This window comes from Propionicimonas sp., from assembly GCF_034927565.1.
Lineage (GTDB): Bacteria > Actinomycetota > Actinomycetes > Propionibacteriales > Propionibacteriaceae > Propionicimonas.
Map to the genome: position 1 here is coordinate 21,132 of NZ_JAYFPT010000011.1, position 14,838 is coordinate 35,969.

Annotated in this window: 14 protein-coding genes and 2 tRNA genes; 14 read left to right on the plus strand and 2 right to left on the minus strand. The window is 69.5% G+C overall.

What is annotated here, in order from left to right; translation table 11 throughout:
- Positions 1–117 precede the first annotated feature (117 nt).
- Complete coding sequence (locus tag VB080_RS03405) at positions 118–1,044, plus strand: 4-(cytidine 5'-diphospho)-2-C-methyl-D-erythritol kinase (RefSeq protein WP_323417019.1); 927 nt, start codon at positions 118–120, stop codon at positions 1,042–1,044.
- Positions 1,045–1,096: 52 nt separating this feature from the next.
- Here VB080_RS03405 and VB080_RS03410 read toward each other — a convergent pair whose 3' ends face one another.
- The gene (locus VB080_RS03410; protein ID WP_323417020.1) at positions 1,097–1,777 is read right to left on the minus strand and encodes a TetR/AcrR family transcriptional regulator; all 681 of its coding nucleotides are present in this window, start codon (positions 1,775–1,777) and stop codon (positions 1,097–1,099) included.
- A gap of 244 nt (positions 1,778–2,021) precedes the next feature.
- On the opposite strand from VB080_RS03410, the gene VB080_RS03415 reads away from it, so the two are divergent.
- From VB080_RS03415 to VB080_RS03470, 12 genes are all read left to right on the plus strand, one after another.
- Positions 2,022–2,100: transfer RNA gene (locus VB080_RS03415), tRNA-Gln, on the plus strand.
- Positions 2,101–2,350: 250 nt separating this feature from the next.
- Positions 2,351–3,859 carry a bifunctional UDP-N-acetylglucosamine diphosphorylase/glucosamine-1-phosphate N-acetyltransferase GlmU gene (glmU, locus tag VB080_RS03420; protein WP_323417021.1) on the plus strand — a complete coding sequence of 503 codons (1,509 nt, stop codon included), beginning with the start codon at positions 2,351–2,353 and terminating at the stop codon, positions 3,857–3,859.
- Positions 3,856–4,830 carry a ribose-phosphate diphosphokinase gene (locus VB080_RS03425; RefSeq protein ID WP_323417022.1) on the plus strand — a complete coding sequence of 325 codons (975 nt, stop codon included), beginning with the start codon at positions 3,856–3,858 and terminating at the stop codon, positions 4,828–4,830. The genes glmU and VB080_RS03425 overlap by 4 nt, the downstream gene beginning before the upstream one ends.
- A gap of 175 nt (positions 4,831–5,005) precedes the next feature.
- On the plus strand, positions 5,006–5,671 hold the full coding sequence (locus VB080_RS03430) for a 50S ribosomal protein L25/general stress protein Ctc (RefSeq protein WP_323417023.1): 666 nt from the start codon (positions 5,006–5,008) through the stop codon (positions 5,669–5,671).
- An 8-nt stretch (positions 5,672–5,679) separates the two neighbouring features.
- On the plus strand, positions 5,680–6,285 hold the full coding sequence (pth, locus tag VB080_RS03435) for an aminoacyl-tRNA hydrolase (protein ID WP_323417032.1): 606 nt from the start codon (positions 5,680–5,682) through the stop codon (positions 6,283–6,285).
- Between the two features lie 66 nt (positions 6,286–6,351).
- Positions 6,352–10,017: a transcription-repair coupling factor gene (gene mfd / locus VB080_RS03440; RefSeq protein ID WP_323417033.1), complete on the plus strand. Its 3,666-nt coding sequence runs from the start codon at positions 6,352–6,354 to the stop codon at positions 10,015–10,017.
- A gap of 78 nt (positions 10,018–10,095) precedes the next feature.
- A complete protein-coding gene (locus VB080_RS03445) occupies positions 10,096–10,623 on the plus strand; it encodes a hypothetical protein (RefSeq protein ID WP_323417024.1) in 528 nt (175 codons plus the stop codon).
- Between the two features lie 82 nt (positions 10,624–10,705).
- Positions 10,706–11,347 (plus strand): MazG family protein, encoded by a 642-nt coding sequence (locus VB080_RS03450; RefSeq protein WP_323417025.1) that lies wholly within the window; start codon positions 10,706–10,708, stop codon positions 11,345–11,347.
- A gap of 133 nt (positions 11,348–11,480) precedes the next feature.
- Positions 11,481–12,770 carry a phosphopyruvate hydratase gene (eno, locus tag VB080_RS03455; RefSeq protein ID WP_416339592.1) on the plus strand — a complete coding sequence of 430 codons (1,290 nt, stop codon included), beginning with the start codon at positions 11,481–11,483 and terminating at the stop codon, positions 12,768–12,770.
- Between the two features lie 140 nt (positions 12,771–12,910).
- A complete protein-coding gene (locus tag VB080_RS03460) occupies positions 12,911–13,384 on the plus strand; it encodes a septum formation initiator family protein (RefSeq protein WP_323417027.1) in 474 nt (157 codons plus the stop codon).
- Positions 13,385–13,386: 2 nt separating this feature from the next.
- Complete coding sequence (locus VB080_RS03465; RefSeq protein ID WP_323417028.1) at positions 13,387–13,884, plus strand: DUF501 domain-containing protein; 498 nt, start codon at positions 13,387–13,389, stop codon at positions 13,882–13,884.
- Positions 13,885–13,896: 12 nt separating this feature from the next.
- Positions 13,897–13,970 (plus strand) — tRNA-Leu (locus tag VB080_RS03470).
- A 29-nt stretch (positions 13,971–13,999) separates the two neighbouring features.
- On the opposite strand, the gene VB080_RS03475 is transcribed toward VB080_RS03470, so the two are convergent.
- Positions 14,000–14,371: a VOC family protein gene (locus VB080_RS03475; protein ID WP_323417029.1), complete on the minus strand. Its 372-nt coding sequence runs from the start codon at positions 14,369–14,371 to the stop codon at positions 14,000–14,002.
- Positions 14,372–14,434: 63 nt separating this feature from the next.
- Between VB080_RS03475 and VB080_RS03480 the strand changes: the two genes are divergently transcribed.
- The coding region (locus VB080_RS03480; RefSeq protein ID WP_323417030.1) for a MarR family winged helix-turn-helix transcriptional regulator at positions 14,435–14,838 on the plus strand (404 nt) is incomplete at its 3' end.

The window sequence follows — 14,838 nt, forward strand, 5'->3', positions numbered from 1 at the left end:
CTCAAGCACTCATCGCGTTGGTTGCCGGGCCGCGAATCGCGCCACTCCCGGGGGTTGGGCGACCGCTGTTCGTGGCCAGCGGTACCGGCGCCGGGGCCGCTGGGGTAGTTTCGCCCCATGGCATCCCCACTGACCGAGGGCGAGGTCGTCCGCGTCCGGGCTTCGGGCAAGGTGAACCTGGTGCTGCGCAGCGGACCGCGGCGGCCGGACGGCTACCACACGCTGGCGACCGTCTTCCAGGCTGTGTCCGTCTACGACGAACTGGATGCCCGCTGGGCCGGCCCGGGCCAGTTCAGCGTCGCCGTGCAGGGCGAGCAGGCCGACCTGGTTCCCACCGACGACACCAACCTGGCACTGCGGGCGGCGAAACTGCTGGCGCGGCGGTTCGGCAGCGAGGAACTCGGCTGCGCGCTGACCATTCGCAAGGCGATCCCGGTGACCGGCGGCATGGCGGGTGGCTCGGCCGATGCCGCCGCCGCCCTGCTTGCCTGCTCGGTGCTCTGGGATCTCGACACCGCGCCGGACGACCTGGTGACGCTGGGCACCCGGTTGGGTGCCGATGTTCCGTTCTGCCTGACCGGCGGGACGGCGCTGGGCTCGGACCGCGGCGACCGGCTGGCCCCGGTCTTGAGCCGCGGCACCTATCACTGGGTGCTGGCCTTCAGCGAGGGCGAGCTCTCGACCCCCGCCGTGTTCGGCCGGTTCGACGAGTTGCGGCGGGACGATGCCGCCGCGCTGGAGGTGCCGGCCGGACTGCTGAACGCCCTGATCGCGGGAGATCCGGCGTCGCTGGGGGCGTGTCTGGTCAACGATCTGGAGCCGGCGGCGCTGAGCCTGCGTCCGGGACTGCAGCAGGTACTGGCGGCTGGACGCGACCTTGGTGCGCTGGGTGGCATCGTGTCGGGTTCCGGCCCGACGGTGGCCTTCCTGGTCGGGGACGAGTCCGCCGCGATCGACCTCTCGGTGGGCCTGGCGAGCCACGGGATCTGCCGCTCGGTGAAGCGGGTGTACGGCCCCGTCCCGGGCGTCCGGCTGATCAGTTGAGCGCGGTTCGCCGAACGCCGGCCCGCCGGGGCGTGGAGTGCTGCGGTGCCGGTCAGCCCTGGTCTGTGCCGGGCTGGCGATAGGTGAGCAGCCGGGGCTCTGCCCGCAGGTTGCGCAGGCCGTACCAGGAGAGGTTCACCAGGTGGGCAGCGACCGTCGGCTTGTCGAGGGCGTGCTCGCCGCGGGTGTCCACCCACCACTGGCCGGCCAGCGCCACCAGTCCCACCAGCATCTGGGCGTAGAGCGGCGCTGTGTCCGGGTCGAGCGAACGCTTGGTGAACTCGGCGGCCAACTGGTCCTCCACCCGGGAGGCGATGTCGGACAGGATGGTTGCGAAGGAGGTGGTCTCCGAAGGGGCCGAGGAGTCCCGGGAGATGATCCGGAAACCGTCGGTGTTGTCGTCGATGTAGTCGAGCAGCGCCAGCGTCCCCTGCTCGATGAGCGCACGGGGATTGGCCCGCGGGTTGGCCAAGGCAACCTTGATCGCGCCGTGGAGCTTCTGCACCTCCCGGTCGACCACGACCGCGTACAGGCCTTCCTTGCCACCGAAGTGCTCGTAAACCACCGGCTTGCTGACTCCGGCGTGGGCGGCGATCTCCTCGACGGAGGTGCCGTCCAGACCGCGCTCGGCGAACAGGCCGCGAGCGACCTCAATGAGTTGTTCCCGCCGCTGCGCCCGCGTCATCCGGACACGTCCGCGGCGGGCACGCGGCAGTCCGGACGGCTGGTTCATACCTCACAGTGTGTCGGTAGCCGGCGCGATCGGCCAACCGTCCATCCCCTGCCCCGGATTCTCAGGAAATTCTCAGTAGTTCGGGTGTGACGAAACGGGCGTCTGGGACAATTACTCCAGTGAACGGGTTGAGGGGCTGGCTGGAGCGTCCGCCGGGGAGTCCGCCGCAGCGCCGGTCGGCATCGAAGAGGCGGATCACGCCGCAGCCACATAGAGTGTGATCCAGCCATCGCGAGATGGCCGATCCCCGATTGGTCTGCCGGCAGGGCCCGCCTGACTTTGAATCAGGATTAGCGACGCAGGTTCGACTCCTGCTCGGGGAGCGGACGTAGCGAGGCCGGCGATGAGCGGACGAGTGCTCGTCCCTCCGCCGGCCGTACCAACCGGGCGGCGATGTCATGGGTGAGCCGGTTTCCGACGACCCGTGACCACGGAGCGCACGAGTCTGGACGGTGGTCGATTCCCACCCGTCCGCCCTCGCTTCCGAATCGGTGGGAAGGCCAAGATAAGGTGAGAACCGCCGCCGGGCAGCGCCCCGGGGATCGGGATGTCCACCAAGGTTGGGAGTGACTGGTGTCCGAGCAGACCGTCGCCGAATCGCCGCGGGTCGCCGCGGTCGTGATCATGGCCGCCGGGGCGGGAACGCGGATGAAGTCCGCGACCGCGAAGGTGCTGCACAAACTGTCGGGTCGTTCGATGATCTCCTGGGCGGTGGATGCCGCGAGTTTCCTTGATCCGGAGCACCTGGTGGTGGTCGTCGGCCACCAGCGCGAACAGGTCGAGGCGCATCTTGCTGAAGTGGCGCCGCAGGCGATCACCGCGCTCCAGGCCGAGCAGCGCGGCACCGGCGACGCGGTTCGCGCCGGCCTGTCGGTGCTGCCGGGGATCACCGGTGACGTGGTGGTGACCAGCGGAGACGTCCCGTTGCTGGAGGGTGCGACGCTGCGTGACCTGGTACAGGCCCACCGCGAGGAAGGCAACCGGGTCACGGTGCTGACCGCGGTCGTCCCCGATCCGACCGGCTACGGCCGGATCGTGAGGGACGGTGACGCGGTTGCCCGGATCGTCGAGCAGAAGGACGCCAGCGACGCCGAACGCGACATCGCAGAGATCAACGCCGGCATCTACGTCTTCGACGCCGGCCTGCTGGCCGAGGGGATTGCCAGCCTGCAGGCAGGCAACGCTCAGGGCGAGCTGTACCTCACCGATGTGATCGCTTACGCCAGCGGCGCCGGGCACCGGGTCGGCGCTCGCGTCCTGGCCGACTATCTGCAGACCGAGGGGGTCAACGACCGGATCCAACTGGCTGAACGGGGAGCCGAGCTGAACCGCCGGTTGCTGCGCCACTGGATGGCCGCGGGGGTCACCATCGTCGATCCGGCCACCACCTGGATCCACGACGGCGTCGACCTCGCCGAGGACGTGACGCTGCTGCCGAACACGTCGCTGGAGGGCGCCACGTCGGTCGGACGGGGAGCCTGCATCGGCCCCGACACCACGCTGGTGGATGTCGAGGTGGGCGAGGGCGCCACCGTGGTCCGCACCCATGCCGAGCTGGCGGTGATCGCCGACGGTGCGACGGTGGGGCCGTTCGCCTACCTGCGTCCGGGCACCGAGGTCGGTGAGAAGGCCAAGGTCGGTGCCTTCGTCGAGACCAAGAAGGCGGTCATCGGGGCCGGGTCGAAGGTGCCGCACCTGACCTACTGCGGTGACGCCGAGATCGGCGAAGGCGCCAATATCGGCGCCGGCACGATCTTCGCCAACTACGACGGGGTGACCAAGAACACCTCGACGGTCGGCAACCACAGCTTCGTCGGCAGCGACTCCGTCCTGGTGGCACCGGTGCACATCGCCGACGGCGCCTACGTGGCCGCCGGCTCGACCGTCACCGGCGACGTGGGGCCGGGTGAGCTGGCCGTGGCGCGGGGCAAACAGCGCAATATCGCAGGCTGGGTGGCCCGCCGGCGTGCCGGCACCGCCACCGACGCCGCAGCGCGCGCGGCGCTGGGTGAACCGTCGTCCCCATCCGGCGGCGGAACTACTAGTCTTGGCGCACCAGACGCCCAGGAGGCCGCCCAGTGAGTGGGATCACCCGCCCGACCGAGAAACATCTCATGCTGTGTACCGGACGGGCCTTCCCCGAACTTGCGGAGGAGGTTGCCGAGTTGCTCGGGGTCCAGCTGGTCCCGACCCGCTCGCTGACCTACGCCAACTCCGAGATCTACGTCCGGTTCGAGGAGTCGGTGCGCGGCGCAGACACCTTCGTGATCCAGAGCCACCCTGCCCCGGTCAACGAGTGGCTGATGGAACAGTTGATCATGATCGACGCGCTGAAGCGGGCGTCCGCCAAGCGGATCACGGTGATCTCCCCGTTCTATCCCTACGGCAGGCAGGACAAGAAGCACGCCGGACGCGAGCCGATCTCGGCGCGCCTGGTGGCCGACCTCTACAAGACCGCCGGTGCGACCCGGCTGATGTCGATCGACCTGCACGCCGCCCAGATCCAGGGCTTCTTCGACGGCCCGGTCGACCACCTGATGGCGCTGCCCGTCCTGCACGAGTACGTCGCCTCGCACTACGACGTCTCGGAGATGACCGTGGTCTCCCCCGACGCCGGGCGGGTGCGGCTGGCCGACATGTGGTCCGACCGGCTCGGCTCCCCGCTGGCGATCATCCACAAGCGGCGGGATCCGAACAAGGCCAACGAGGTGGCCGTCGGCGAGGTGGTCGGCGACGTTCGCGGACGGATGTGCCTGCTGGTGGACGACATGATCGACACCGCCGGCACCATCTGCCAGGCGGCCGAGGCACTGGTCAACCACGGCGCCAAGGGTGTGATCGCCGCAGCCACCCACCCGGTGCTCTCAGGTCCCGCGGCGCAGCGGCTGAACGAGGCGCCGTTCTCCGAGGTGATCGTCACCAACACCCTCCCGATCACCGACGAAGTGACCATCCCCAAGCTGACCGTGCTCTCGATGGCCCCGCTGATCGCCAAGGCGGTCAGGGCGGTGTTCGAGGAGGGCTCGGTCACGTCCCTGTTCAACGAGCACTGAGCCGACGCCGCTGCTCGGTCGTTCGGTTCGACAGCGACCGCGCCGTCGAATCGGCGAGGTGACGGTGCCCCGAGGGCATTCGCCGGTTGCCGACTTTCGCTGTCGGCCGAAGCCACGCTAGGCTGTTGCCATCCTCGGCGAGGGGTCTGGTGCCCGTGATCGACAAGGTCCTCCCTTGCTGAGCAGCGAAGCGATAGACGAGGTTGAGGAGTACAACAAGGTGTCCGAGAACAAGATTGCAGCGGTAACCCGAACCGAGTTCGGCAAGGGGGCCGCCCGACGGGCCCGCAGGGCCGGACTGGTGCCGGCCGTGCTGTACGGCCACGGGACGGATCCCGTTCATGTCGCGCTGCCCGGGCACGAGGTGCTGCTGGCGCTGCGCACCGCCAACGCGCTGCTGACGCTGTCGATCGACGGCGGCAAGGACCAGCTCGCGCTGCCGAAGCAGGTGCAGCGCAACCCGGTCAAGGGCGACATCGAGCACATCGACCTGGTGATCGTCCGCCGTGGCGAGAAGGTCACCGTCGAGGTGCCACTGATCGTGATCAACGAGGAGAAGGTCGACGGGGTCATCACGATGGACCAGCAGACGATCGCCCTCGAGGCCGAGGCCACCAACATCCCGGCGTCGGTCGAGATCGATGTCGAGGGGATGCAGATCGGTCAGCACATCGCTGCCAAGGACCTGACCCTGCCGGCTGGCGCCGTCTTCAACGGCGAGCCGGACGACCTGATCCTGAGCATCGCCGCGCTGCGGGTCGAGGAGCCCGCGGTCACCGAGGGCGACGCTGAGGCCGAGGCCGGAACTGCGGCTGAGGAGACTGCTACCGAGGAGGCGTGATCGTCGCGATGGGTAACGCGTGGCTTGTTGTCGGGCTCGGCAATCCGGGCAGGTCGTATGCGGCCCATCGCCACAACGCGGGCTATCTCGTGGTGGAGGACCTGGCCGGGCGTGCCCCGGTCGGGTTCACCCACTCGCTGCGGCTGGGCGCCGACGTCGCCCAGACCCGGCTCACCGCCAGCGGTGACCTGGGCGGGGTCGGCGACCAGGCCGCCAAAGTGGTGCTGATGAAATCGCGGACGTACATGAACGACTCCGGCCGCGCCGTCGAGCGGGTTGCGGGCTACTTCGGCATCAAACCCGAGTCGGTCGTGGCGGTCCACGACGAACTCGACCTTGACCCGGGACGGATCCGGCTCAAGTTCGGCGGTGGCGACAACGGCCACAACGGCCTGAAGTCGATCCGTCGCCACCTCGGCACCGGCGACTTCTACCGGGTGCGGATCGGTATCGGACGTCCGCCCGGCTCCCAGGCACCGGCCGACTACGTACTCACCGGGGTTCCGACTGCCGAGCGGGAGTCCTTCGACGTGGACATCGCCCGGGCCGGCGATGCCGTCCTCACCCTGCTGAGCCAGGGCCTGGAGGCCGCGCAGAACGAGTTCAACTCCTGAGCCTGCGCCCGTGGGAGTCCCCGTCCGGAACAGCTGGCCCACCGGGGTAAGGTGGCCGGCGTGCGTATGGCGGGTCTGGTGGAGTTGTTCGCGACCGATCCGACGGTCGCAGTCTGTCTCGACGCTGCCGCGACCGGCCTCGACGCGCTCGACGTCACCGTCCCAGAGCCTGCCAGGCCGCTGCTGACCGCAGCCCTGGCTCAGCAGCGGCCCACTCTCCTGGTCACCTCCACCTTCCGCGAGGCCGAGGCCGCCACGGCAGCCCTGAGCTCGCTGCTGGAGCCTGCCGAGGTTGCCTACTACCCGGCCTGGGAGACCCTGCCGCACGAACGTCTGAGCCCGCGCTCGGACACCGTCGGACGCCGGCTCGCCGTCCTGCGGCGCCTGCTCGGCAACGACCCGCTGCCGGCCCCCACGGTGGTGGTGGCGCCGGTCCGTGCCCTGCTGCAGCCCCAGGTCACCGGCCTGGGTGAGCTGCTGCCCGTCCGGCTGGTGACTGGTGCCGACTACGACATCACCCAGGTCGCCCACGACCTGGTCGACGCCGCCTACACCCGGGTCGACCTGGTCGAACGCCGCGGCGAGTTCTGCGTCCGCGGCGGGATCGTCGACGTCTTCCCACCTGTCCTGGAGCACCCCGTCCGGATCGACTTCTTCGGCGACACCATCGAGGAGATCCGGCCGTTCTCCGTGGCCGACCAGCGGTCGATGGACGAGACCCTCCCCGAGGTGATCGCCTCGCCCTGCCGGGAACTGCTGATCACCGAGGCGGTGAAAGAACGTGCCCGGGTGCTCGCCATGCAGTACGGCGACGTCGAGGGAACGCTGGGGGAGCTCTTCGACCGGATCTCCCAGGGTCACGCCGTGGACGGGATGGAGGCGCTGGCGCCCGTCCTGGTGGACGGCCTGGAGTTGCTGATCGACGTGATGCCGGCCGACACCCGCATCCTGGTCAGCGACCCGGAGCGGATCCGCGGTCGCGCCCAGGAACTGGTGACCACCAGCGAGGAGTTCCTGGGCGCGTCCTGGGCGGCCGCAGCCGAGGGTGGCAAGGAACCGATCGACCTGGCCGCCTCGGCCTACCGCACGCTGGCCGAGGTGAGGTCACGTGCACTGGAACGCGGCCAGTCCTGGTGGAGCCTGTCGCCGTTCAGCAGCGGGCAGTTGGACGAGCCGGCCGCCAGCCGGCCGGGGGGCGACGACGACCCGGTGCTGGACGACGGCTTCGACCAGGCAGCGGCGGACGCCCGGCTCCACCGGGCCGAGCGATCCACGCTGGCCACCCTGAGGGTCGAGGCCGAGGAGGCACCGGTCTGGCGAGGCGACACCGAGGCGGCAGTCGCGGCGGTCGCCGAGGCAATCCGGGCCGGGCACCGCACCGTCCTGGTGGCCGACTCCGACGGCCGGGCCAAGCGCATGGTGGAGGTGCTCAAGGGCGCCGATCTGCCGGTGGTGCTCGGGGTGCCGCCGGCCGCGGACGACCTGACGGAGGGCTCGGCCACCGGCAGGATCCCGACCACCGCACAGCCGCCGGCCGGTCGGGTGACGGTGCTGGTCGCCGAGCTGCGCCACGGGTTCAGCCTGCCCCGCAGCGGGCTGGACGTGTTCACCGCCGGCGACCTCTCCGGCCAGCGCGACACCGACAAGGCCGCGCGCACCATGCCCACCCGGCGAAAGAACCAGATCGACCCACTCGAGCTTGAGGCTGGCGACCCGGTCGTCCACGAGCAGCACGGGGTGGGCCGTTACGTCGAACTGGTGCAGCGGACGGTCGCCGGAGCCACCCGGGAGTACCTGGTGATCGAGTACGCGGCCAGCAAGCGCGGCCAGCCCGGCGACCGGCTCTACGTCCCGATGGACCAGTTGCACCTGGTCACCCGCTATGTCGGCGGCGAGGCGCCCACCCTGGACCGGATGGGCGGGGCCGACTGGGCCAAACGCACCTCCCGGGCCCGTAAGGCCGTCCGGCAGATCGCCGCCGAGCTGATCAAGCTGTACGCGGCCCGGCAGGCCTCCCGGGGGCACGCCTTCGGTCCGGACACGGTGTGGCAGCGGGAACTCGAGGACGGTTTCATCCACGTCGAGACCCCCGACCAGCTGGCTGCGGTCAGCGAGGTGAAGGCGGACATGGAGCAGGTGGTCCCGATGGACCGGCTGATCTGCGGCGACGTCGGCTACGGCAAGACCGAGATCGCCGTCCGGGCCGCCTTCAAGGCGGTGATGGACGGCAAGCAGGTGGCCGTCCTGGTGCCCACCACGCTACTGGTGCAGCAGCACCAGGCCACCTTCGCCGACCGTTACGCCGGCTTCCCGGTGACCGTCGCGGCGCTCAGCCGGTTCCAGACCCCGGCGGAGAAGAAGAAGGTGATCGACGGGCTGGCGTCCGGCAGCGTCGACGTCGTGGTCGGCACCCACCGGCTGATCTCCGACGAGATTGCCTTCTCCGACCTCGGCCTGGTGATCATTGACGAGGAGCAGCGCTTTGGCGTCGAGCACAAGGAAGCGCTGAAGAAGCTGCGGCTGAACGTCGACGTGCTGGCGATGAGCGCCACCCCGATCCCGCGGACCCTGGAGATGGCGATCACCGGGATCCGCGAGATGAGCGTGATCACCACCCCGCCGGAGGAGCGCCACCCCGTCCTCACCTTTGCCGGGCCGTACGACGAGCGTCAGGTGCGTGCGGCGATCCGCCGGGAATTGGCCCGGGAGGGTCAGGCCTTTTACATCCACAACCGGGTCAACTCGATCGAGAAGACCGCCAAACGGCTGGCCGAGTTGGTCCCTGAGGCCCGGATTGCCGTGGCTCACGGCCAGATGAACGAGCACGCCCTCGAACAGGTGATGATCGACTTCTGGGAACGCCGCTACGACGTGCTGGTCTGTACCACGATCGTCGAGGCCGGCCTCGACATCTCGACGGCGAACACCCTGCTGATCGAGCGGGCCGACCTGCTCGGCCTGTCGCAGCTCCACCAGTTGCGCGGACGGGTGGGCCGCGGCCGCGAGCGCGGCTACGCCTACTTCCTCTACCCGCCGGAGAAGCCACTCACCGAGACCGCCCACGACCGGCTGGCCACCATGGCCGCCCACACCGATCTGGGCGCCGGCATGGCGATCGCGTTGAAGGACCTGGAGATCCGCGGCGCCGGCAACCTGCTGGGCGGAGAGCAGTCGGGGCACATCGCCGAGGTCGGCTTCGACCTCTACATCCGCCTGGTCGGCGAGGCGGTGGCCGAGTTCCGGGGCGAGGAGACCGCACCCGAGCCCGAGATGCGGATCGAGCTTCCGGTGGAGGCCCACCTGCCCGGCGACTACGTCGAGAGCGAACGGTTGCGGCTGGAGATGTACAAGCGGTTGGCGGCGGTGTCCTCGGCCGACGAGCTGTCCGCCGTCCGCGACGAGTTGACCGACCGCTATGGCACCCCGCCGCCTCCGGTGGAGGCGCTGCTGGCCGTGGCGGCCTTCCGGCTGGAGGCCCGCCGCCGGGGGATCACCGAGGTGATCCAGGCCGGCACGAACATCCGGTTCGCCCCGGCCGATCTGCCGGAATCCGCCCAGTTGCGGCTGGCGCGGCTCTACCCGGGCTCACAACTGCGCAAGGCGTCGGGCTTCGTCCTGGTGCCGCGGCCGATGACCCGTCCGATCGGCGGCCAGCCGGTGACCGACGCCGCCCTGCTGGCCTGGGCGACCCAGGTGCTGGCCGACCTCTTCCCGGTGGGCGCCAACCGTTGACCGCGACGCCGTCCGCGCCAATCGGCCGGTGGATTCGAGCTAAGATCGTCCGGGTTGACCAAGGCAGGAGACATGGGCATGAAGCGGGCTGTGCAGGCGCTGGTGACACTGGTGGTCGCGGGAATGCTGGTGCTGACCGGCTGCTCCGGGAACAGTCCCCGGGTCGCCGCCGAGGTGAACGGCGTGGTGATCCCCGAAGCCACCGTGGACGCGATCTCGCAGGGCCTGGCGGCCGGCAACGGCGAGCCGGAGGCTGCCGGTACCTGGCGCCGGACGGCCGCTTCGATCCTGATCAGCAACGAGATCGCCCGGCAGGTGGGGGCCAAGACCGGAGCCAGCGTGTCCGCTGACGACGTCACGCAGGCCGTGGAGAGCAGCGACCAGCTCAAGCAGCTCGCCGCCACCCCCGAACTCGCCGCGTTCATCCACGACTTCGCCAATACCCAGCTGCTGGCCTCCCAGCTCGGCAAGGACGCCTTCATGGCCGCCGCCGCCGATTTCACCGTGGTGGTGAACCCGCGCTACGGAGAGTTCGACCCGACCACCCTGCAGCTGGGCAACGGGACGGGCTCACTGTCCAGCCCGGCACCGGCCGCGGCCGCCTGAGCCGTCGTCGGAGGCACCCGGCACGTCCGACCACAGCATGATCACCAGGTCGGGTCCGTCGCGTGGACGCGACGATGGTGACATGACTACCAGCCATCCCCAGGTCGACCGGTTGATCGGCGTGATGCACGCCCTGCGCTCGGGCTGCCCGTGGGACGCCGAGCAGACCCACCTGTCGCTGGTGCACTACCTGGTGGAGGAGACCGGCGAACTCGTCGAGGCGATCGAGAACGGTGACGACGCCGACCTGCTGGAGGAACTCGGTGACCTGATGCTGCAGGTGCTGTTCCACGCCGAGATCGCGGCCGAGGCCGGGCGCTTCGACATTGAGGACGTGGCCGCCCGGATCGCCGACAAACTGATCGCGCGGCACCCCTACGTCTTCGGCGAGGCGGAGGTGCCCGACGACCTGATCGGCTCCTGGGAGCGGCGCAAGAAGCTCGAGAAGGGACGGACGTCCGCGCTCGACGGCATTCCCGAGCGGCTGAGCGCCCTCGCCCGGGCGCACAAGGTGATCGGCCGCGCCCGCAGCCAGGGTCATCCGCCGGAGGAATTGGGCGTCGAGCCGGCGGACCTGGAACCGTCACGACTGGGGGAGGAGTTCCTTCGGCTGGTGGCGACCGCTGAAGCGCTGGGGGTCGATCCCGAGCAAGAGGCCCGCCAGGCGCTGCGCGACCTGGAGGATCGGCTGCGGCGGTTGGAGGCCGAACAGCCGCAGGGTTGAGCGGTGCCGAGCCCTGCGCTTCCGTCGTCCCTGGTCGGTGGCTGCTCGCGTCGCCCGCACCTTCCTGCTCAGCGTGCGGTGGGCAGGCCGAAGCCGTAGGGTTAGGCGTGGTATCAATCCACGTCTGAAAGGCATGCAAGTGGCACTCATCGACTCCGTAGACGCGCGGCAGATTCTCGACTCGCGCGGCAACCCCACGATTGAGGTCCAGGTCGTCCTCGATGACGGCTCCGAGGGCCTGGCCGCTGTTCCGTCCGGCGCTTCCACCGGCGCCTTCGAGGCCGTCGAACTGCGTGACGGCGACGAGGCCCACTACGGCGGCAAGGGCGTCCTGAAGGCGGTCGAGAACGTCATCGAGCAGATCGCTCCCGAGGTGCTCGGCTACGACGCGCAGTACCAACGTGCGCTGGACGACGCGATGATCGATCTCGACGGCACCCCGAACAAGGGCTCCCTGGGCGCGAACGCGATCCTCGGCGTCTCGCTGGCCGTGGCCCACGCTGCCGCCGAGTCCGCCGAACTGCCGCTCTACCGCTACCTCGGTGGCCCGACCGCGAACCTGCTGCCGGTCCCGATGATGAACATCCTCAACGGCGGCTCCCACGCCGACTCCAACGTCGACATCCAGGAGTTCATGATCGCCCCGATCGGCGCCGCCTCCTTCGCTGAGGCCCTCGAGATGGGTGCTGGCGTCTACCACGCCCTCAAGGCCGTGCTGAAGGGCCGTGGCCTGGCTACCGGCCTGGGTGACGAGGGCGGCTTCGCCCCCAACCTGGCCTCCAACGCCGAGGCGCTGGATCTGATCCTCGAGGCCATCACCAACGCTGGCTACAAGCCGGGTACCGATGTCGCGCTGGCGCTGGACGTGGCCGCGTCCGAGTTCTACAACGAGGACGGCAGCTACGCCTTCGAGGGCGGCTCGAAGACCTACGAGGAGATGGTGGCCTACTACTCCGAGCTGGTTGCCAAGTACCCGCTGGTCTCGATCGAGGATCCGCTGAACGAGGAGGACTGGGACGGCTGGAAGCACATCACCGAACTGCTCGGCGACAAGGTGCAACTCGTCGGCGACGACCTGTTCGTCACCAATGTGGAGCGGCTGCAGAAGGGCATCGACACCAAGACCGCCAATGCGCTGCTGGTGAAGGTGAACCAGATCGGTTCGCTGACCGAGACCATCGACGCGGTCACCCTGGCCCACCGCAACGGCTACTCCACCATGATGAGCCACCGCTCCGGCGAGACCGAGGACACCACGATCGCCGATCTGGCCGTCGCGCTGGGCTGCGGTCAGATCAAGTCCGGTGCCCCGGCGCGCACCGAGCGGGTTGCCAAGTACAACCAGCTGCTGCGCATCGAGGAGGATCTGGAGGACGCCGCGCGCTACGCCGGTGCCTCCGCCTTCCCGAGGTTCCAGGCCTGATCCGGTTACCCTTGACCTGATGAAGGTCAAGGTCCATGGCTCGCGACACGCGTAGCCCGAGTTCTGCCAGTACCGGCCCGAGACGCCCCAGCAGGCGCCCCCGGGCCGGTACTCGCGCATCCAGCCCGGTCAGCCCGGACGTGACCGAACCACTGGTCGTCGAGACTGCACCGCCGCGCCGGTTGCCGCCGCTGCGCCGGCTGGGTGCCCAGATGACCGGACGGGCGCTGGTCGTCGTGGTGGTCGTGGTGATGCTGGCCCTGTCGTACGCCTCGAGCCTGCGGATCTATCTCGACCAGCAGCACGAACTGGCAGTCGCCGAGCAGGAGGTGCGCGAGCGCTCCGCCCAGATCAATGACCTGGAGGACCAGCTGGCCCGCTGGGACGACCCCGCCTACGTCAAGGCTCAGGCTCGCGACCGGCTGGGCTGGGTGATGCCCGGCGAGATCGGTTACCGGGTGGTCGATGAGGAGGGCAAACCGATCGGCGGCGGCGTGGTGATCGACGCCGAGCAGCAGTTGCCTGCCGACGAACAGGAGTCGGTCTGGTCGGATCGGCTGTGGGGCTCGATCCGGGCCGCCGATGCCCCGGCCCGCAAGGTGACAACCCGCTGAGCATGCCGATCGAGCCCATGACCGCCGCCGACGAGGCGACCATCACCGACCAGCTGGGACGCGAGCCCCGTGGCGTCGTCGGGATCGCCTGGCGCTGCGCGACCGGTGAACCTGGGGTGGTGGTCACCGCGCCGAGGCTGCCGGACGGTACCCCCTTCCCCACCACCTACTACCTCACCTGCGCCACCCTGACCTCGGCGGTGTCGACCCTGGAGGCCGCTGGCGTGATGGCGGCGATGACCGCGCGGCTGGGGGAGGACGCCGACCTGGCGGCTGGCTACCGCCGCGCTCACGAGGCCTATCTGACCGACCGGGCAAGCCTGGGCGCCGTGCCGGAGATCGCGGGGATCAGCGCGGGCGGAATGCCGACCCGGGTCAAATGCCTGCACGTCCTGGTCGGGCACGCCCTGGCTGCCGGGCGCGGGGTCAACCCGCTCGGCGACGAGGCGATCGACCTGCTGATTGCTGCCGGCGTCCCCTGCCTGGGAAACCCTCGCTAGGCTGCCCACCGGGCCCCCATAGCCCAATCGGTAGAGGCAGGCGGCTTAAACCCGCTCCGGTACGGGTTCGAATCCCGTTGGGGGCACACGAGGAGTGCTCCCTCGATCCTCTGGGTCATGCCTGCTCGTGGATCGTCACCGCATACCCGTCCGGGTCGGTGAAGGTGAACATGAGTCCGAAGGGGCCGGGCTCAGGGCCGCGCAGGATCGGCGTGTCCGCCGCAGCGAGCGAGTCATGGAGTTCTTGGACATGCTCGGCGTGCATCCACAGCGCGACGCCGGCGCCCGGACGCGGGCTGATCCGGTCCAGCTCGATGCCAGGCAGTGGCTCTCGAACCGCGAACGCGATCGGTGTGGTCGTAAAGACGACCGCGCCGGGCGGCGATGCCGGGGTGCGGGTCAGGCCGAGCCGGGTCTCGTAGAAGGTAGCGGCACGCTCGAGATCGCGTACCTGCAGGGCGATGAAGTCTGGGCCGGTCACTGCCACGGTAGGTCCTTTCAAGTAGTGTGTCAGGATACTGACACACTCACTCTATGTCAGAATCCTTACATGACGCAATCCGCAGACTCCCTCGGGTCGATGGTCGGCTATCGGCTCAAGCAGGCGCAGGCTGCGCTCCGCGCTCGGATGGACGATGTGCTCAGGCCGCTCGGCCTGACGACCCCGCAGTACGTCTGCCTGGAGTTGCTCAGCCGGGCGCCGGGAGCGTCGAACTCGGAACTGGCTCGGGGTGCGTTCGTCACGCGCCAGACGATGAACGCCCTGTTGCGCGGGTTGGAGCAGCGCGGCCTGGTCGAACGAGCCGAGGAGGCATCGAGCGGACGGGTACTGCCGGCGCATCTCACTGCCCTGGGCGAAGACTTGCTGGCAGCCGCCGTGACCGAGGTCGAAACCGTTCAGGACCTCATGGTCAGTGCCCTCACCGACGAACAGGCAGAGAGCCTGCGTCACCT